This is a genomic window from Psychrobacter glacincola (assembly GCF_904846215.1).
Taxonomy (GTDB): Bacteria; Pseudomonadota; Gammaproteobacteria; order Pseudomonadales; family Moraxellaceae; genus Psychrobacter; species Psychrobacter glacincola.
Window position 1 is genome coordinate 22,258 of sequence record NZ_CAJGZK010000025.1, and the last position, 19,658, is coordinate 41,915.

At 40.6% G+C, this 19,658-nt stretch carries 16 protein-coding genes and 1 pseudogene; 10 read left to right on the forward strand and 7 right to left on the reverse strand.

The annotated features are described in order from the left end of the window. Positions 1 to 3 precede the first annotated feature (3 nt). Positions 4 to 336 (reverse strand): YnfA family protein, encoded by a 333-nt coding sequence (locus JMW90_RS11925; RefSeq protein ID WP_201564455.1) that lies wholly within the window; start codon positions 334 to 336, stop codon positions 4 to 6. Positions 337 to 754: 418 nt separating this feature from the next. After that, positions 755 to 1,585: a cation efflux transmembrane domain-containing protein gene (locus JMW90_RS11930; protein WP_011959978.1), complete on the reverse strand. Its 831-nt coding sequence runs from the start codon at positions 1,583 to 1,585 to the stop codon at positions 755 to 757. Positions 1,586 to 1,663: 78 nt separating this feature from the next. On the opposite strand from JMW90_RS11930, the gene JMW90_RS11935 reads away from it, so the two are divergent. Next, positions 1,664 to 2,365 (forward strand): IS1-like element ISPssp2 family transposase, encoded by a 702-nt coding sequence (locus JMW90_RS11935; protein WP_011959554.1) that lies wholly within the window; start codon positions 1,664 to 1,666, stop codon positions 2,363 to 2,365. Positions 2,366 to 2,573: 208 nt separating this feature from the next. On the opposite strand, the gene JMW90_RS11940 is transcribed toward JMW90_RS11935, so the two are convergent. Further along, positions 2,574 to 3,545, reverse strand: a complete 972-nt coding sequence (locus JMW90_RS11940; protein WP_068406836.1) for a calcium/sodium antiporter — start codon at positions 3,543 to 3,545, stop codon at positions 2,574 to 2,576. Between the two features lie 172 nt (positions 3,546 to 3,717). Here JMW90_RS11940 and JMW90_RS13795 point away from each other — a divergent pair, with 172 nt between their 5' ends. The 5 genes from JMW90_RS13795 (at position 3,718) to JMW90_RS11965 (ending at position 11,475) form a co-directional block, all read left to right on the forward strand. After that, entirely contained in the window at positions 3,718 to 3,813 is a 96-nt protein-coding gene (locus JMW90_RS13795) for a hypothetical protein (RefSeq protein WP_227514060.1), read from the forward strand. Next, the gene (locus JMW90_RS11950) at positions 3,807 to 4,331 is read left to right on the forward strand and encodes a TIGR00645 family protein (RefSeq protein WP_068037376.1); all 525 of its coding nucleotides are present in this window, start codon (positions 3,807 to 3,809) and stop codon (positions 4,329 to 4,331) included. The genes JMW90_RS13795 and JMW90_RS11950 overlap by 7 nt, the downstream gene beginning before the upstream one ends. A 952-nt stretch (positions 4,332 to 5,283) precedes the next feature. Continuing rightward, entirely contained in the window at positions 5,284 to 5,808 is a 525-nt protein-coding gene (locus JMW90_RS11955; protein WP_201564457.1) for a hypothetical protein, read from the forward strand. Beyond that, on the forward strand, positions 5,795 to 8,158 hold the full coding sequence (locus tag JMW90_RS11960; protein ID WP_201564459.1) for a site-specific integrase: 2,364 nt from the start codon (positions 5,795 to 5,797) through the stop codon (positions 8,156 to 8,158). The genes JMW90_RS11955 and JMW90_RS11960 overlap by 14 nt, the downstream gene beginning before the upstream one ends. Further along, positions 8,149 to 11,475 (forward strand): site-specific integrase, encoded by a 3,327-nt coding sequence (locus tag JMW90_RS11965; RefSeq protein ID WP_201564460.1) that lies wholly within the window; start codon positions 8,149 to 8,151, stop codon positions 11,473 to 11,475. Before JMW90_RS11960 ends, JMW90_RS11965 begins: the two co-directional genes overlap by 10 nt. A gap of 122 nt (positions 11,476 to 11,597) precedes the next feature. Here JMW90_RS11965 and JMW90_RS11970 read toward each other — a convergent pair whose 3' ends face one another. Next, positions 11,598 to 12,479, reverse strand: coding sequence for an IS982 family transposase (locus JMW90_RS11970; RefSeq protein WP_201564461.1), 882 nt, complete (start codon positions 12,477 to 12,479; stop codon positions 11,598 to 11,600). Positions 12,480 to 12,625: 146 nt separating this feature from the next. On the opposite strand from JMW90_RS11970, the gene JMW90_RS11975 reads away from it, so the two are divergent. Both JMW90_RS11975 and JMW90_RS11980 read left to right on the forward strand, forming a co-directional pair. Continuing rightward, the gene (locus tag JMW90_RS11975; protein WP_068037317.1) at positions 12,626 to 13,243 is read left to right on the forward strand and encodes a DUF411 domain-containing protein; all 618 of its coding nucleotides are present in this window, start codon (positions 12,626 to 12,628) and stop codon (positions 13,241 to 13,243) included. 144 nt (positions 13,244 to 13,387) lie between these two features. Next, the gene (locus JMW90_RS11980; protein WP_068037314.1) at positions 13,388 to 14,269 is read left to right on the forward strand and encodes an IS982 family transposase; all 882 of its coding nucleotides are present in this window, start codon (positions 13,388 to 13,390) and stop codon (positions 14,267 to 14,269) included. Between the two features lie 55 nt (positions 14,270 to 14,324). Here the strand turns inward: JMW90_RS11980 and JMW90_RS11985 are convergent, their stop codons facing one another. Beyond that, the gene (locus JMW90_RS11985; RefSeq protein ID WP_068037311.1) at positions 14,325 to 15,407 is read right to left on the reverse strand and encodes a YeiH family protein; all 1,083 of its coding nucleotides are present in this window, start codon (positions 15,405 to 15,407) and stop codon (positions 14,325 to 14,327) included. A gap of 226 nt (positions 15,408 to 15,633) precedes the next feature. Here JMW90_RS11985 and JMW90_RS11990 point away from each other — a divergent pair, with 226 nt between their 5' ends. Together JMW90_RS11990 and JMW90_RS11995 are read left to right on the forward strand one after the other, a co-directional pair. Next, positions 15,634 to 16,566: a LysR substrate-binding domain-containing protein gene (locus JMW90_RS11990; RefSeq protein ID WP_068037308.1), complete on the forward strand. Its 933-nt coding sequence runs from the start codon at positions 15,634 to 15,636 to the stop codon at positions 16,564 to 16,566. A gap of 314 nt (positions 16,567 to 16,880) precedes the next feature. After that, positions 16,881 to 17,708, forward strand: a complete 828-nt coding sequence (locus tag JMW90_RS11995; RefSeq protein ID WP_157822716.1) for a GNAT family N-acetyltransferase — start codon at positions 16,881 to 16,883, stop codon at positions 17,706 to 17,708. A 104-nt stretch (positions 17,709 to 17,812) separates the two neighbouring features. Here JMW90_RS11995 and JMW90_RS12000 read toward each other — a convergent pair whose 3' ends face one another. Then, positions 17,813 to 18,247 (reverse strand): COG4315 family predicted lipoprotein, encoded by a 435-nt coding sequence (locus tag JMW90_RS12000; protein ID WP_201564462.1) that lies wholly within the window; start codon positions 18,245 to 18,247, stop codon positions 17,813 to 17,815. A 118-nt stretch (positions 18,248 to 18,365) separates the two neighbouring features. Beyond that, positions 18,366 to 19,647, reverse strand: a pseudogene (locus tag JMW90_RS12005) (IS256 family transposase). Positions 19,648 to 19,658 lie beyond the last annotated feature (11 nt).

Genomic DNA, 19,658 nt, shown 5'->3' on the forward strand with positions numbered 1-19,658 from the left:
ATCCTATGTATTGCGCGGTGCAAACATAATAATAGCCATACCTAGAAGTGCCACTGCTGTACCTAATATGTCCCATGTCGTTGGTCGAATACCATCAACAGCCCATAACCATAGAATTGCCATTGTTACATACACTCCACCGTAGGCGGCATAAACTCTGCCAACGGCGGTTGGATGTAAAGTCAGCAACCATACAAAAGCGACCAAACTAAGCGCACTAGGGACAAGTAGCCATATTGACTTACCTTCTCTCAGCCATAAGTATGGCAAATAGCAACCTACAATCTCTGCTAATGCCGTAATGGCAAAAAGCCCAACTGTTTTTAATTCAGACAAAAAACTTACCCCTTTAGTCATTCATAATCTAGCGCTAAAGTTTATCATCACACCGTAAAAAAACATCCTCAAAAAATACACTGTTATGTATACCCCAAAGGAACCAGCTATTTCACCCTTTAAACCTATTAACAGACTACTCAAAATAGACTGTTAATATGGAACTATCTATAACAGGCTTTTGAATTATGGGACTGGTCGCCGCGCTTTTGCCCTATCATTAGCCTATAGTGTGATGTGCATTTCACTATTTTATCAATTTCTCAGCCTGTTTTTTTCCCAGCCTACTTTTTGAACCACCACCTGCTCGAGGTCTCATATCCTTATGATGTTTGTTTCCTTCAAACCTAGCTACTTTACACTTAGCGGTTTGATTAAGCTACTTACTTGGGCTATTTGCTTGAGCTACTAGGCTCAGCTATTTACTTAACTTTAGTATTCTAAAGGCGCCTTGAATAACTAAAGCAAATACGATGCTCCCAATAATTAAATCAGGGGTACTCGAGTTTAACCAATTCACCAGAACACCTGCAACAATCACCCCTAAATTGATAATCACATCGTTTGAAGTGAAAATCATACTGGCTTTCATATGAGCCTCTTCTTTACTCTTCGATTTTTGCAATATATAAAGGCAGATTGAGTTTGCAATCAGAGCAAGAATCGATATAACAATCATGGTAGAAAAGTCAGGTAACTGCTCATTGCCAAAGAAACGTCTTATTACTTCTAAAAAGCCGAGAATCGCTAGCGTGATTTGAAAATATCCAGCAATTCTAGCAATACGTTTTTTCTTTACAACCGTTCCACCAACAGCAAACAAGCTGATTCCGTACACGAAGCTATCTGCTAACATGTCTAAGCTGTCGGCAACCAATCCCATTGAACGAGAAATCAGCCCAGTGCTCATTTCGATAATAAAGAAGGCAAAGTTAATAACCAGCACTATCCACAGTAGCTTACGTTGCTCCGCGTCTTTTTCATGATTAGCGTTAGTTTTGACTTCGATATTATCATTTGAATTAGAGGGGTCAATAGTTTCGGTTGAAAGTAGGGTGTCGCCTAAATTTAGGTCATGAATAGCATGCTGTATATTTTCAACATTACCATGATGAAATACGGTTAATTGACGATTAGGAATGTCGAATTCAAGATATTCAATATCCGAATTGCCATCTAGCTTCATTCGGATTAGGTTCTCTTCCGAAGGGCAGTCCATTTTCGATATTTTAAAAGTTGTTTTATTCATAAAGGTATCTGAATCCGGGTGGTGGTTCAAAAAGTAGGCTGGGAAAAAAACAGGCTGAGAAATTGATAAAATAGTGAAATGCACATCACACTATACATCAAATGCCCAGCCTGTCTAAGTGACAATATAAAGAAAAATGGCTTCAAAAGCTATGGTAAACAAAACTATAAATGCAAAGACTGCAAACGGCAGTTTATTGGAGACCATGCCTTAACGTACCAAGGATGTCACTCCCAAAAAGATAGCAAAATACGATATCTTATGGTTCGAGGCAGTGGCATAAAAGACATCGCTTGCGTTGAGAGAATCAGCAAAGGCAAAGTACTAGCCACCCTAAAAAAGTGTCACTACCCAATAACCCCCAAGCAAAGGCAATACGACTGTCTTGAAATTGATGAGCTTTGGACATTCGTAGGTAAAAAAACCAACAAACAATGGCTAATTTATGCCTATCACCGTGACACAGGTGAAATTGTTGCCTATGTGTGGGGAAAACGAGACCTTAACACTGTCAAAAAGCTTAAAGCTAAGCTGAAAGCCCTAGGCGTAAGTTGTGCTAGAATCGCTAGTGATACCTGGGATAGCTTTGTTACTGGTTTTAAGGGCTTTACCCAAGTCATTGGCAAGTTTTTCACGGTCGGCATTGAAGGTAATAATTGCACTATCAGACATCGAGTAAGGCGAGCATTTAGGCGAAGTTGTAACTTTTCTAAAAAACTGGAAAATCACTTTAAAGCCTTTGATTTAGCTTTCTTTTACATCAATCATGGGTATGTTTAATTTAGCCTACTTTTTGAACCACCACCGAAAAGCGGTATTATGATAATTTAATCCTGTCAGGCATTGCTGCCTGACTAAAGTAAATCAGCCTCCGATAAAGTCGGGGCGGTTCAATTTGAAGATGCCTAGGTAATTACATGAAAGTCTATGACGAATTATTAGAAACTGTAAACTGTCGAATCAAACGTATGTGATTATTAGTAACTTGCTACATACTGACCGTCTGAATTAACCAGACAGTATAGCCGACGAAAAATAGTACTAAGGTGGTGCCAGAAGTACGACCGAATGCACGCTTGGTTTTAAATGCAAATAGGCACATCGCAAACAGTAGTAAGGTTAAGAGACCCATCGCTAATATATCACGCGACAGAATAATGCTACTCGGAGTAATAGGCGCAATGAGTGCTGCTACACCTACGACTCCTAAAGTATTAAAAACGTTAGAGCCTATAATATTACCCAAAGCCATATCATGCTCGCCTTTACGTGCGGCCGACAAGCTCGCAACTAATTCAGGCAGTGACGTACCGATAGCGACGATAGTGAGACCAATGATAAGCTCACTCAAGCCCCATAAAGTAGCAAGTTCGATAGCGCCCCAAACGATAGCGCGCGAGCTTAGTATTAATACGAGCAAACCAAGAAACAACCTACCTAAACCTTGCGCCATACTGTGTTCAGCTTTTGCAGTTTCTTCTACAGTATCGCCTTCATGTTCGTGGTTGCCTTCACGCAGGCTCAAGATGATTTGTATGCCTAAGACAACGACTAGAAGTACTATTAATACTATACCGTCGGTATTACTTAAGACGCCATCGCTTAATTGCCAAGCAGCTACTGCCGTCACCAACAGTAGTAAGGGCATATCACGATTGATAATACTTTTTCGGATAATAATTGGACTTATCAATACCGTTGCGCCTAATACTAAGGCGATATTAACAATGTTAGAACCATAAGCATTACCCAATGCTAGCTCAGGGCTACCTTCTAAAGCAGCTAACATGGACACTATCATCTCTGGTGCTGAAGTACCTAAACCTAGAATGATGACACCAATCAAAAAACTGGGTACATTCAACTTATTAGCTAAAGCGACGGCACCATCAATAAAAACATCAGCACTCCATACCAAAATTGCTAGTCCTACGACTACTGCAAGTATTGCCAACCACATCAGTGTCTTTCCTTATAAAAGTTAGAGTAATCGTTAAGAAAAATGGGCATAAAAAATTGAGCAATAGAAGGCTCAGTTTTATAGTAGCATAAGCAACCAGCGCAATTATGAGGAAAGGTATTATTATTTTCTATATTTTGAAGTCCTTAACCTCCCATTCAGCCTTGAAAGCATGATTAATGCATTTGCGATTACCAATAATGTGATTGTCATCATATTAAGCCTTGTAATTAATACCATCGAAAACCTTAAGAGATCCCTATGCTAAAGAAAACTGAGCAAAGATTAGAGAAAATCATATTTAATAGCCGTTGGCTACTAGCCCCATTTTATTTGGGATTAGTACTCGGTATTATTTTATTATTTATCAAATTTTTCCAAGAAATGTGGCATATGATCACCCATGTGCTCAGTGCGTCTGAAGCCGATGTGATCGTTGGTGCGTTAGCTCTTATCGACATGTCATTGGTCGCAAGTTTGTTACTCATCATTATATTCAGTGGTTATGAAATCTTTGTCTCAAAAATTGATACAGGGGATCATGAGGATCGTCCTGAATGGATGGGAAAAATTAATTTCTCTGGCCTAAAACTTAAAGTCATCGGTGCTATTGTTGCCATTTCTGCTATCGATCTTCTTAAATCATTTATGGATATACCCAAAGAGATGAGTGAGAGTGATGCTGATAGGTTGATGTGGAAAGTGATTATTCATATGACGTTTGTACTTTCAGGCCTGTTGTTTGCCTTGATGGACAAGATTGTTGGTGATACTAAAAAACATTAAAAAAAGTTCAATAGAAATCTATTTATTAATTTACGCGAATATGCGCTAAGGATCTTAGATGGCATGAGCCAGTTTATTGACCTTATTCGATGACATCAGTGTGATAAGTGATTTGTGCATTAAAATCCTGATGGTAATCTAATCAAGATCTATGAACGTCTAACAGAAATAGAGCTTTTAACAAAACTTAAAAATAAGCAGCCAACCTTTTTAGTAGCAGGCACTGAGGGCCCCCTGTGGTCAGGGATATCTGACTAACTTAGAATTCTCGAGTATATTGATTTTTCTTTGGTCATACTGTTTTTTTACGATAGAGAGTAAGCTTTATAAGACTAGCTCATAACTCGTACTGCGCCCTTAAGCAGTAGACTTCTCTAATATGCTTTTTTCTACCAAATCCTTAATAGCTTTCAATTCAGTATTCGCCGAACACTTCGTCATTATCCCCCCCCCCTTTTTTTTTGATCATGAGTTTGCCTTAAACACTAATCAACAGTACATTGACCATATTTACTTGCCTTGGATTCAATAGTTGCTGACGGTGGGTCTGCCAAAAGCTGGCTTTACTGATGATTTTATCCGTGGTTTTCTGTGCGCATAATAGTGTTTACTCTAAAGCTTGTAAAAACCAAATCAACCATTCAGTAACATCTGCATTCCCTTTTTGAGTACGCTCTAATATTTTGTAGTAATCATTACGATGTTTAAGTATTTGAGCCGACACGCTATAAAAACGTTGCATGCTAACATCACTTTACGCTACCAGCCCTGTTCCTCGTGAGTAAGGGGATTAACTAGAATACAAGTCATTCTCATCCACTTTAGCATCAAAATCAGAATTAATTATATGCGACACCAATTGACGCTTATCTCTCAGAGCAGCTTTTTTAATATCCTTTAAAGTTGTAAGGTATTTAACAAGGGTAGAGGTCAAATTTTAGAGGAATATAAAATGGATAATGTCACTATTGCTAAGTTACAAAAGACTTCAGTCGTGATTGTTAATGACATCGTCAAATTGTTTGAAATCTATAATCAGTTCATTCGTCCGCAAATTAAATCTTCGAACACATTTATAGCTTATCAAAATCTGACGCTAGCCAAGCCTATACTATTTATAAAAACCAGCGAAGTAATACAATTAGTGAATAACTTTGAAGTTTTTTATCTGTTAAAAACTGTAGATCTTAACCAAGAGTTGTGCGCAGAGAAAGTATCCATAGTAAAAATTAATGAAGCGCAATTCGAGGTTAAATATGCATTTTATGAATTGATTGACCTTATATGTAGATATCAAAAATATTTAGATATCAGGTTAATTTATATTCATTTAAATAGATCTCTCACTGCTGATATAAACCAGCAGCTTTTTAGCTCAAAAAAATTCTCTATCGGTACTTTTTGTAATCTTATTAACATTCATGAGCAGACTTATTATAAACGTTATAAAAAGGACAAAAATAATGTCAACTATTAAGTCTCACTACCATCTTCGCGATGTACCGAGTCTCGACGTTATCAAACAGACCATCAACCACCAAGGCGATCATGACGATTTTAAGAATAGAGAAAGGGCAGTAGCAGCTATTGGTGATATCGTAGCAGTGGTTCAGGAAGGTTATTGCAATGCTGATCACCAAGAGCAACTGATTAATAAAGTGATAAAAATATTGCATGAGAGACCGGTTGCCGAGCGTGATATGCACATTGGCAGATCTGAGCTCAGTGAAAAGCCGCTTATAATGCAAGTCTTAATTTTGATGCAAAATATCATGTATAAGCGTCGTCAAACCGTTCGTCTTCGGCAGAAGCTGTATTGGCTTGCAATTGCGTTACACACTGCGGTTTTGCTTATATATCATGGCAAAAAGACGCATATGCACAATATTTTGATGCAATTTAAACTGGCTCAATTCTCAAAGGCAGCAACACGAACCTGGATTTGGCGTGAGCTTCCTGAGATACCAGAGCAAAAAGTAGATAATATCTTGATATCACTACAAGATGTGTCAAAGCGTTTAGCGATTAAGTATGGTGATCGTACACAAAAAGAGTTTTTAAAGCTTCCTGATGTCAGACAAATTAATAAGATCATAGCGTCTTATCAAGATGCTCACTATGTGAAAAAACGTCTAAAAATAGAACCCAATAACCAGATAAAGCCTATTAGCCTAGCCAATCAACCTGTATTGTTAGCAGTCAATAATGTTCAAAATGACCTAGGGTCGAATGATGAACATTTTGAAGATTTCGTATTAGAGTCGCAATCGCAGTTTTATACGGCGATGACTGAGAGTTATGAGGGCTTAACCACCACATATGAAGAAAGTATTGATCATTATGACCCGCCCTTTATAAGTTATGAAGTCACTACTGACTTGCCAAAAGGGCTGTCTTTTCCGCTCCAAACGATAGACTTATCGCTGCAACAAAACCACATTTCTCAACAAGAACTCGCGCTCAATTCAAACGTTCGGGTACTACCAAAGTCCAGCTATCAGCGGATATTTTCAGCGCTTTGCCAAGATACTCAGTTTTCAACCAACACTTCCAATCGGGACTGTGCTTACATTTTGTTGCTGTCTATGATTACAGCGTTGCCCATTAAATCTTTAACTATTGCAGGATACATTGGTCATCCGAGTATTTTTAAAATTGGTTTGAATCGAAGCTACATTCATCATTCGCTTGGTATTACCAAACGGCAAGAAGCGTTTAATGGTAGTAAGTATGAAAATCAGCTTGACATCATTAAAATTCCTGTCCCGCAATGGCTTATCGATGAAATATTAACAGGTGAGCTACCATCAGATAATGGTATTCAAGAATATCTTACCTATCTACGCGCTAAAATAAGTTTGCCGTACTTATCAACGAATCGTATTGAGACTGCACTGCATGTGGTGCTTTCTCGCTACACGCCAAACAGCAATGCTCACATCGCTGACCTGATTTGCAGAACGCCTGCCTCTCAAGCTCCAGCCATGTATTACAGCAGTCATCTTAGCGAAGAGATTTTGTCTCACTATAAATTAGCGCTGAGTATATTTAATCAAGACAATCACTTTGATATGTCATATATCACCCCTTGGCACAAGTACACGTTAGGTTCTGGATTTGCATTTACGCCAAATTATGTTCGTGAGATTATCACTGAGCTGCAAGCATGGGCGGACAGCAGTACTGATGCCAATACACATTTTAATCGTATCAGCATTTTCGTATGGTTTGTACTTTGTTTATTAACGGGTGTACGACCAAATAACGGTATCGGACTGATGAGCGATATCGATCTTGAGGCTGGCTGGCTAATGATTGATGACAAACCCAATCGAAAATCAAAGAGTCATAGACTCATACCTTTATGTTCGACACTCATACGCTTACTAAGCGATTACCGGAGCTATTTAATTGGTTATCAGCTTAATAATTTATTGAAACAGGAAATTAGCGAATGTATTGATGAGATACGTCTAGGTAATGAGATCGCATTATTGCGACTGCTATCAGAGAACTTCAGTACACTTGATGTCATCAAACGAGGCGACGCTTATCATATGACCAAAGATATTATTGACACTGACCCTTATTGGACCCGTCATTTTGTACGGACTCAACTTGAAAGACTAGGCGTTGATATGGTGCTCATCAATGCAGTTGTTGGTCATGAAAAAGCGCGCCAACATGCATTAGGACGTTTCTCATCACTTAGTAAGCATCAGATTAAACAAGTGGGTGATCAGTTTGAACAGCTGGCAGAGACATTGGGTTTAAAAGAAATTAATATCAAAAACAATCATGATGAATGGAGCATGTCGTGCTCGTAAATGAAATCAAGCCGCCTAAAATTATAGATACACTGGCAAAATTTGATGGAAGAAAAAAGGCTTATATCCCTGACCCTCAAATACTAGAAGAGGTAGGGAAGGCCAAGCAGCTTGAAATTGGATTGCTTGCTAAGTTTCAAACCAAATGGGAGCAACTACGTCAAGCGTATCCTGATAATATCAAGATACTAAAAGATACTAAAAAATACTCTCGTAAAGCTTGTGCTTATCATAGCCATACTTTTTTAGTAGAGAAGCATAGATGTCGCATTATATATTTTGATAAGCGCTGGTGGCGTTGGGATTTGCTGTTGCAACAGTTCAATATTGTTTTAAATCAACAAATCAGGCCCATAGATGCAGAAGGGTTTTTAGAGTTTCAAAGCTATGCTCATCAAACCATCACGCAGACATGCCAAACAGAGAAAAGAGTTAAACAAGCCTATAAAGTGGTAAATCGTTTTATTGACTATCAAAACAAGCATTTTATGCTTAATGATTATCGCTATCCTAATATCAAGACTGTATTGCCCACAAAATTTAATCCGCTCCTCATTAATAATGATTGGATCACTAAAGGTAAGCAAATTAATGAGATGGTACGAGCGGTAAGTCACCACTGGACACAAACGAGTGAGTATAGCTTAGAAGAAATATTAGGATGGCTGGTTTACTCTGGCATCATGTATGGTGGCATTAATAGTAAAGCCATACTTGAAAGTTGGCTTGAGGCTCTAATAAATGAAAAATACCAGCCATTTATCAATAAGCGATTACTAATATCAGTCCGGTTTCTACAAGCGTATTATGGCAATGAGCGTAGTAACACACAAAATCAGCTTTACAACACTCAGCAAATTGTTCTAGATATGGTCAGCCAATGCTGGTTGCTACGATATCGCCAAGCAAAAAATAAACTGGCTATCAATGATGAGGCTGAAAAAAGTTTAAAAAAAAGTGCTGAGAGTTACTTGATAAACGCTTTAAAACCAGTGCTTAACAATGGGGGTTTGACGATTTTAACTTTTCCGCAGATGCTGTCTTACGCAAGTTACCATTGGGAGATGCTTGATGGTGCTGATATTGATCAAGCTTCCGTAGCGGTACTGAGTAGCAAGCAAAATACAGCAGGGCTGACCAAAGAGAAGTTTAAAGAATTTTTAGAAGGACAATATAAGAAATCGGTAAAAAATTACGACTTAGACGATATTCTAAAGTTGTCAATAAAAGGATCAGAAAATATATTAGATAAAAGCACGACTCCAAGCCTACATGGTAGAAAAGTACGGCGCTCAGAGCTGATTACGGATATCGCTAGTGATTTTAAAATTGTAGGAAGTCTAAAAAGTAAGAGATTAGGCTATAAACCGCTTACTTTGATCCAAAGGATAGAAAAAAGGTATGAGCAATACACTGCAGTTAATGAGAGGGTGTTTTTAGATTGGATACTGGCTCTTTTAAAAGATGAGTTGGACAATTCTATTAAAAGTACTTCCGTGTTGCAATACATTAGAAGCATTGGCTATGAATGGCTGTATTTTTCAATGAATCAGCCTATTGATGGTTGGGATGAAGAGGACTTTGAGGTGCTCTATGAGGATATTTTGGAGTACAAAACCACAGTTCGCCGTCACATAAATATTTCTTATTATGCAAAGCTGTTACAACGCCTTCATAACTTTGCTCATGAAAATTACGATCTACCACAAGTAACGATTGCCTATGAAAAAGAGGGTCGACGCGTTCGTGCTGAGTTGATTTCCCTTCATATGTATCACGCGATTATTACACAGATTTTGCATAGCGTGGATATTCTAGAGCGAGAGATGTTTGCTTTGATGATTATGCTGGTCTATCGAACAGGAATGCGTAAAAAGGAGCTGTTAGGATTACGGTACATTGATATAGAAGGCCTAAATTCACCGTCTCCGTCACTTGTTGTTCGTAGTAATCCTTATCGTGATTTAAAAACAGCTGGCAGCAATCGTAGAATCCCTATTTATGCTTTGTTGCAGCCAGACGAGTTGGCATTATTTATAAGATACACACAAAGTACTGTCGGTCTTAATCCTAGAAGCTTTATATTCACACTATCTTCTGAAAAGACGCCAATTGATGATCACGTACCGCTACAACTGCTAAGACGTATCTTACAGGACATCCCAAAAAAGCCAGGTAATAAGCCGGAGCAAACCTTTCATGCGTTTCGACATACGGCGGTTACTAATTTATCACTTGTACTATGTGGTGATACTGAGCTTGTTAAAGCTTTGACTGATTATAACGAAGAAGACATTAAACGGATCAAATATGGCGTTCTTGGTGAGCATCTTAATGCGCAAGATCGCTGGTACGCTCTATCTGGAATCATGGGTCATTTATCACCGCAGCGCAGTTTTGAGTATTACAACCATATCGCTGTTTTAATGGCAACTTATGCGCTGAGCGGCGCTAATATTAAGCTACCAGTTGTTGCCATTAACAACGTCACTGGCATCAATAGAAAAAGGCTTAAAGAGAATGATGCCATTATCGACCATAACGACGTCAGCCTAACTAGCGTCCGAAAGTTGTTGTTTCGAAGTCTTAGTCAGCGCAAATATGAAGCGCCTCGCTTATGTATTAAAAACACGACCCTTTTAGTCGATTCACAAAGTAGGACAGAAACGTTATTTATGCGCTATGGCATGAATAGCATTTGGTTCTTATTACAGCAAAATGCTTTAGGCATAGCTTTAAAGCAGGCTGCAATAATGGTTAATATTGATTTACACGACGCAGATATCATTATAAATCGAGCGCGAAAAGTAGCCAATGTGACCTCGAGCCATGATAACCCTAGATTCATTGGAACAAATGGCCTTCCAAAAAGTATTCAGTACAAAAGTGATTATAGATTACTGTCTTCACTGCAAAGCAGTGCTCAAAAACTACGAGATAACTCATTAGATGATTGGCAGTGGTTTATAGCTCTATGCCAAGAGCATCTATCTTACAGTAAGGCGTTTGTTCCTTTTTCAATCAAAGAAAAGAAAGCGTTACGACGTTTTATCAAAATTGCCAAACAATTACTGCCAGCGAAAAATTGGCTAGTTGCTCATCCTGCGGCATCACAAGTCCATCTTAATTTAGCTGATATGAAGGGATTGCGTAGCATCAGTAAAGATAGTATGGGTACGTTCAACATTGGAATCGCTTTGATTGATAACAGATCCTCTGTAAATGATAAATGGCAATTTTCTCCGTTGCTGCGATTTTTTGTTTATATGGTATTGATTACGGATGAAGAGTTAGTGATTTTAGATAATGCGTCATAAGTTATTTAAGTTTGCTTCGGTGTTCGACAGCGACGCCTAGAATTTAAAAATCAGTGAATCTACTATCAATAATGGGGTAACCCCAGTTCGGGATAAGCCACATTGTAACTCATTGATACTATTTACAATGTCGCTACCTGCCTCTGCTGAGGCATGTTTTTGATGGTGGGTTTATAGGGAAACCAGCAATAAGCAATCAAACCTGACAGCAAGTTTGTGATAAACCCCGTGACACTACGATGGCGTGAATGCTCAATCTGACACAAGTTTTTCAGCTCCCCAAACACCGTCTCAACCAAAGAGCGATGATTGAGTAGTGCCTCATCCATAGGCTCAAGTAATTGGGGTTTCATATGACGCCGAAGTTTGGTTATCAACGTGGTATCACTGTGTTTTGTGAGCCACTCGTTTAGGGCTTTACTGATATAGCCTCTATCCCCAAACACCTTGCCAAACACAGGTGTTGCCATATCCTTAACAGGCACTCTGTCATCCGTATTACCCGCAGTGACTTTAACAGATACAAGCTCGCCCTTATGATTGATAATGGCATGCAGCTTAAAGCCGTAAAACCAGCCCATACTACCTTTACCTCTTTGCGCCATACTCTCAAAGACTTTGTGACGGTAGATACGCTTGTTATGACAAACTGCTATCTTGGTTGAATCAATATAGCTGATACCTGTACAGTCGCCCATCATGCTTTGCAAGTAGGCACACAGTGGCATGATACTGCGCGGCATAAGCTCTATAAATCGCGAGTAGCTCGGCAGATTTGGAAACTCCCGTTTCATCATGCCAAGCATGTGATGGTAGTAAAACGCCTTAAACTGTCGATAACGCAGTTGATGAAACAGTATCAAGATGGTCATAATCTCTGCTACACTTATCTGGCATGCTCTTAGCCGTTGACGGCCCGTTGCGATTAAATGAGCGTCAAACTCAGGTTTGAATTGCTGATAAAAGTCGTCAATATGGCAGTATAGTTCGGTTAGGTTGTCCATGTAAGAAGTCCTTGTTGTGAAGTTTGTCTTGGTAAACTCACTTTAGCAATTTTGGGCTTCTTTTTTTATCTTTTTTTGAGCGCTTATCCCGAATTGGGGTTAAATATCAAATGCAACAATAAACAATAAATGACGAGAGGGTATGTATGAAACCTGATAACCATAACTTAACTTTTAAGCAGCATAAATTGTTTGGTGCGCTTATCCTACTGACAGTGACATCGTCGTTATTTGCTTGTAGCGAAACCAATACCACTGCTGCAACCACAGCGACTGTAGAGACGGCAACAGACAGCCAGAATTCAAAAGTCCAAACGCCTAAAACGGTGACTCCGAGCGCTAGCAGTAACAGTGATGCGCTGAGAAACGTCTCTGCGACGGTTTATAAAGATGCCAATTGTGGCTGCTGTAAAGAGTGGATTAGCCATGCCGAAGATCATGGTATGACCGCTGAGGGGCAAGATGTTGCCGACTTAGCGGTATTTAAACAGCGCTACGGCGTCCCTAATAATATGCGCTCTTGTCACACCACGGTCACGAGTGATGGTTATGTGTTTGAAGGCCATGTACCCGCTAAGCATGTTGCAGAGTTTTTAGCAAACCCGCCAAGCGACGCCATTGGCCTTGCTGTACCGGGTATGCCTATGGGGAGTCCTGGTATGGAATATAACAATCAGTTCGACCCTTATCAAATCATGCAAATAAATAAAGATGGTAGCACAGCGGTATATGCTGAGGTTGATAGCGCCAATGCCCAGTTATAGCTGAAAAGGATGATTTTTACTGTCCATCGCTAACTTATTAATAACCCCAGTTCGGGATAAGCGCTCAAAAAAAAGATAAAAAAAGAAGTCCAAAGTTGCTAAAGTAAGTTTACCAAGACCACTTAAGCAAAAAGGACTTCTTACATGGACAACCTAACCGAACTATACTGCCATATTGACGACTTTTATCAGCAATTCAAACCTGAGTTTGACGCTCATTTAATCGCAACGGGCCGTCAACGGCTAAGAGCATGCCAGATAAGTGTAGCAGAGATTATGACCATCTTGGTACTGTTTCATCAATTACGTTATCGACAGTTTAAGGCGTTTTACTACCATCACATGCTTGGCATGATGAAACGGGAGTTTCCAAATCTGCCGAGCTACTCGCGATTTATAAAGCTTGTGCCGCGCAGTATCATGCCACTATGTGCCTACTTGCAAAGCATGATGGGCGACTGTACGGGTATCAGCTATATTGATTCAACCAAGATAGCAGTTTGTCATAACAAACGTATCTACCGTCATAAAGTCTTTGAAGGACTTGCAACCCGAGGCAAAAGCAGCATGGGCTGGTTCTATGGCTTTAAGCTACACGCCATTATCAATCATAAAGGTGAGCTGGTATCCGTCAAAGTCACTGAGGGTAATACCGATGATAGAGCGCCTGTTAAGGATATGGCAACGCCTGTGTTTGGCAAGGTGTTTGGGGATAGAGGCTATATCAGTAAAGCCCTAAACGAGTGGCTCACAAAACACAGTGATACCACGTTGATAACCAAACTTCGGCGTAATATGAAACCCCAATTACTTGAGCCTATGGATGAGGCACTACTCAATCATCGCTCTTTGGTTGAAACGGTGTTTGGAGAGCTTAAAAACTTGTGCCAAATCGAACACTCACGCCATCGTAGTGTCACGGGGTTTATCACAAACTTGCTGTCAGGTTTAATTGCTTATTGCTGGTTTCCCTATAAACCCACCATCAAAAATATGCCTCAGCAGGGACAGGTAGCAACATTGTAAATAGTATCAATGAGTTACAATGTGGCTTATCCCGAACTGGGGTTAAATAGCTTTTTTACAGTGAAGCGATGCCAATATTGATCAAGCCGCCACCAACGATTAACCAAGCAAACATAATCGCACCTAAGATAAGGGGTTTAACGCCAGCTTGTTTGATAGCGCCCAAATGCGTGGTTAGACCCAGCGCAAACATTGCCATGGTGAGCAGCACATCGTCTAGTATCACCATACTACGCTCAAAGCTTGCGGTCATCGGCACCCAAGTGTGCAGTAAGACGATGGCAATGAATATGAAGGCAAACCAAGGCACTTTGACTTGTTGAATGCGGCTCATTACAGAGGGTTTGTTACCTTGATCGTTACTGCCTTTGGTCAACGCAAAAGATAAAACCAATAAGAACGGCGCGAGCATCATCACGCGTATCATCTTGGTGACAACCGCTGTGTCACCCACTTCGGGACTGACTGCGTTACCAGCGACGACGACTTGCGCCACTTCATGAATGGTGGCACCCGTATAAATCCCGTACTGCTGAGCATTTAGCCAAGGTTGCAACCAACCAAGATGGTATAAAAACGGATAAAGCAGCATCGCAATGGTGCCAAAGACCACGACCGTAGCCACAGCGATAGTGACTTTGTGCGCTTCGGCCTTGATCACTGGCTCTGCGGCGATAACAGCTGCTGCCCCGCAAATACTCGCGCCTGCACCAATCAATAACGTCGTTTGTTTATCGACTTTGAGCCATTTTGTACCTAACCAATAAGTGATTAAAAAAGTCGAGGTCAATACCAACGCATCGCTCATCACCGCAGACAGTCCGACACTTGATACTTGCGTTAGGGTCAGCTTAAAGCCATAAAACATGATGGCGAGACGCAGTATTTGACCTTTGGCAAATGTCACGCCCACATGTAGCTGCTCAGCGAAACTAGAATAAACGGTATTGCCCAATATCATACCGATCAAAATCGCTAGCGTTAACGAAGACAAGCCTATAATGCGCCCGTGACTCCAGACATCCAAGCTCGTATTTAGCCATAAGCAAAATAAGCTACCGACAAACACCACTATCAAACCTGCGAAATGGCGATTGGTTGGGAAGTAGTTGGTCACTGTTTTAGTTAAGGCGTGCATGACGAAGTGTCCTATTGTCCATAATCGAAATAAGCATAAGCTTATGAATAGACATTATAAGGCAGACCAATCTATAATAAAAACAGATTAATTAGATAAAAACTATCGATTTTTTAGGTTAATAAAAGTCTTTGGGCTAAAAAGATGGTTTTTTAGATAATAAAGGGTTTTTAAAATAACAGGTGGTTTTTAGGTTGTATCAATAAGATAGGGTGTCAGAGAAATTATGAAAAAAGCCATGCAGGTATTACCAAAGATTACCCTCAAGCAATTATCAGTGTTTGTCAGTATTTATCAAACTGGCAGTACCAGCCGTGCCAGTGAAGAGCTGCATTTATCGCAATCAGCGGTCAGCAGTGCACTCACTGAGCTGGAGGCGCGGTTACAAATGCCGCTATTTGAGCGCGTCGGGCGCAGGCTCAATCAGCATCCAAACGCCCATCCTATCTATATACAGGCACAAGCGATTTTGGGACAAGCTTTAACGCTTGAGCATTATCATAAGCATCAAGCAGGGCAGATTCATATTGGTGCTAGCACGACTATCGGTAATTATGTATTGCCACCGCTGCTTGCCAAATTGTACGAAGCGCTACCCGATGCCCATATCGATATGTATATTGCCAATACCCAAGAAGTGGTCGGCGAGGTTGAGCAATTAAATATCGATATTGCGCTTGTAGAAGGTATGCCGCGCCCGACAGATATGAAAGTCATTGAGCAGCGCGCTTGGCGGACCGATACCTTGATGGTATTTGCTAAATCTCATAGTAAATGGCTGGCAAACATGGACTATAACCATAAAGAAAAATGCTATGAGCTCAGCGCTGAACGATTGGCAAGGCTGCCATTACTGGTACGAGAGGCGGGTTCGGGGACGCGGCAGATTATCGATGAGCAGTTATTGCAGCATCTACCGCATGCCGAGATTGTCATGGCAATTCAGCAGTCAGAAGCCATTAAGCATATGGTCAGCGCCGATATTGGGCTTGGCTGCTTATCGCAGTATGTCATTCAAGCAGAATTGGATAAAGCAGAGCTGGTGCAGGTGAAAGTAGCAGGTATTGATTTAGCGCGCACGTGGTGGCTGGTGTGGCATAAAGCGCGTCATCAAAGCCCCATTTGGCAGAGTTTTATTGATATTTTGACAGAAGATTGATTTTAGTAGTAAAACCCCAGTTCGGGATAAGCCAGTGCTTAAGTTGTTGATACTATTTGTATAATTATTATCTGACCTTATAAAGTCATGCTTTTGACAGTAGTTTATAGAGAAGCCTGTCTTCAAAGACTTAGCTGGTCTTCAAGAGTAATAGAAAATATCAATACTATCAGCAGCTTAATGAATCACTTATCCCGAACTGGGGTTATAATAATAAAAAAATATATTTGCCTTTAATGATAAGAGAGATTGACGCTAAGTACTGGGATGCCACTTCTACTTATGGGTATGGCGGTCCGCTGGTTGACGACACTGTGACCACTGATGAGCTGGATATTATGTTGAAAGGCCTTCAGGATTTTCTTTATGAAGAAGGCTGTGTCTCTTTGTTTATGCGCCTGCATCCCATCATTAACAAAGAACGAGAGCGCCCCCCAGCTATTGGCAAAATAATAAAGCATGGCTTAACAGTAGCCTCTGATTTGACTAAATCTGAAGAAGAATACTGGCAAGAAACTCAAAATCAGCACCGCCGTGGCATCAAAAAAGCAATGAAAATGGATGTGACTACTAAGGTTGAAGCGTTGGACGAAGAAAACGCTAAAATCTTTTCAAAGATTTATGAAGAGACGATGGCGAATGTTGGTGCCACTGATTATTATTTTTTTGATGACAATTATTACTATAATTTGTCTAAAAACCTACAAGGCAGATTGCTGTTGATAACGGCTTATCAAGAAGATAAGCCTATTGCTTCTTCTTTATACACTGCCTGTGAGGAGTCAGGGATTATGCAGTATCATTTAGGAGGAACGCTCGACGATTATAGAAAACTGCAGCCTGCTAAACTGATTACTCATGTGGCAAGAGACTGGGGGCGGGAAAATAACTATAAATTACTTCACCTTGGCGGTGGCCTTGGTGCTAGCCTCGACTCACTATACAAATATAAAAAAGGCTTTAGCTCCCCCTCTGAGGAGTTTGATTTTAAAACCTATAGACTCATTGTCAACCCAGAGAAATATGCCGAATTGGTAGCCAAGGTTGGTCTGAGCGAGGAAGATTTGAATTCTGACTTCTTTCCTTTATATAGGAAAAAGGCAGCACTTGCTTCTGAAGATGAGGCGAACAGACCTGCTTAATAAGGTAGTATTAAAAAGTATTATTGCAGACAGTATCACTATAAAAAAACACCAGCTATAACTAGTTATAGCTGCTGTTTTTTGTCTCTACAATATATTGGGCTTTATTGAGTTGGAACAATATGCCAAACGCCTTTTACATTATCGCCGTTTGCATCTCCAGCTTTAGTGTCTTTTACAAAGAAGTATAACGGCATGTTATTGGCAGCCCACTGATAAGTACCGTCATCACGCTGAAAAGTCGAGAACTGACCGACGCTTTTGGCATTGTTAGGGGCGGTAAGTGCTGGCCAAGCCGCTAAACAATCACCTGTACAGTTCGACTTATTGGCAGTGTCTTTGTCAAAGGCATATAGCGTCATGTAATTAGTAGAATCAACCAGCATACCGTTTCTACTAGTCACTGGTACGGCGCTGCTACTAACCATCTGGTTATCATTCATTCCTGACATATTAGTGCCAAATACTTTATCCATTGTCGAGCAGCCTGTAAGCGCTAAAACACCACTTAGTGCAGATAACATCATAATACGCTTCATAGTAACTTCCTTATTCTTAGAAAATGATTAGTCAGTAGACCTCTTGCAAAAGTCATAGGTTTAGCTCGAAATTAATGATACCAGCAAGAGCCCATCCCAGATTCTGTGTAACTGCCATTTAGATTAAATGCTTACTGATACGATCATCAAACATAATTATAAAGCGATTAAGAGCCGCCGTCCAGTTACGAATCGGCATCGACCACCTTGACGATGCCTGTTGAGTTGCCAAATAGACCACCTTGAAGGCGGCTTGATCAGAGGGAAACACCTTACGCTTATTCACCGCTGTTCGAATGACACTATTTAGCGACTCTATCGCATTGGTGGTATAAATGACTTTTCTGATGTCTTTAGGGTACTCAAAGAACACCGTTAAGCCCTCCCAGTTATTACGCCAAGACTTGATGACATGCGGGTACTCTTTGCCCCATACTTCATCAAAGTGCTCAAGGTTGGCCTCTGCCATCTCAAGCGTATCAGCACCGTAGATGGCCTTTAAATCAGCTGCTACGGCCTTCTTGTCCGTCCAAGGTACGAACTTCATCGAATAGCGCACCATATGCACGATACACAGCTGAACCTGAGCGTTAGGGTAGACCGTATTAATGGCATCAGGGAAGCCTTTTAGGCCGTCTACACAGGCAATAAGAATATCTTGAACCCCGTGGTTTTGTAGCTCAGTGAGAACACCAAGCCAGAATTTAGCGCCCTCGTTCTCTGATAGCCACATGCCAAGCAGCTCTTTTTTACCATCAAGAGCAACGCCTAAGGCCAGATAGATTGCCTTGTTGATGATCTGCTTGTCTTGACGTACTTTAATGACAATGCAGTCTAAATAGACGATAGGATAAACACTGCTCAGCGGCCGGTTCTGCCAAGCGGTGATGTCCTCTAATATGTTATCGGTGACTCTTGAGACAAGAGAGCTTGAGATGTCGACATCGTAGAGCTCTTTAATGCTCTCTACGATCTCAGTGGTGGTTTGACCTTTGGCGTATGAGCGAGGATCAGCAAGTGTCTGGGAGACACTTGCCCGAAGCGCAAGACGTAAGGCTATGCCTGTAGTGAAATATGATTTTATCATCAAGACCTGAAATACGGGTTTGATGCTTACTGACAAGTACAGGCTCAAAGCTACTGTCGCGGTCTCTGGGGGTGGAGATCTCAAGCTCGCCTGTGTCGCTACGGACTCTCTTTTTAGTGTGCCCATTGCGCTTATTAGGCCTGTCTGCCTTTTCATGCTTGGGGTAGCCGAGATGCTCTTCCATTTCTGCTTCTAGGGCAGTGTCGATGAAGGACTGCATGAGCTGCTTTTGAAAGTCTTTGATGTCATCGAAGCTTTTCATGCTGCTGGCCATTTGCTCAGCCAGTTTCTTGATGTCAGATTGGTTAGTCATTGCTTATTCTC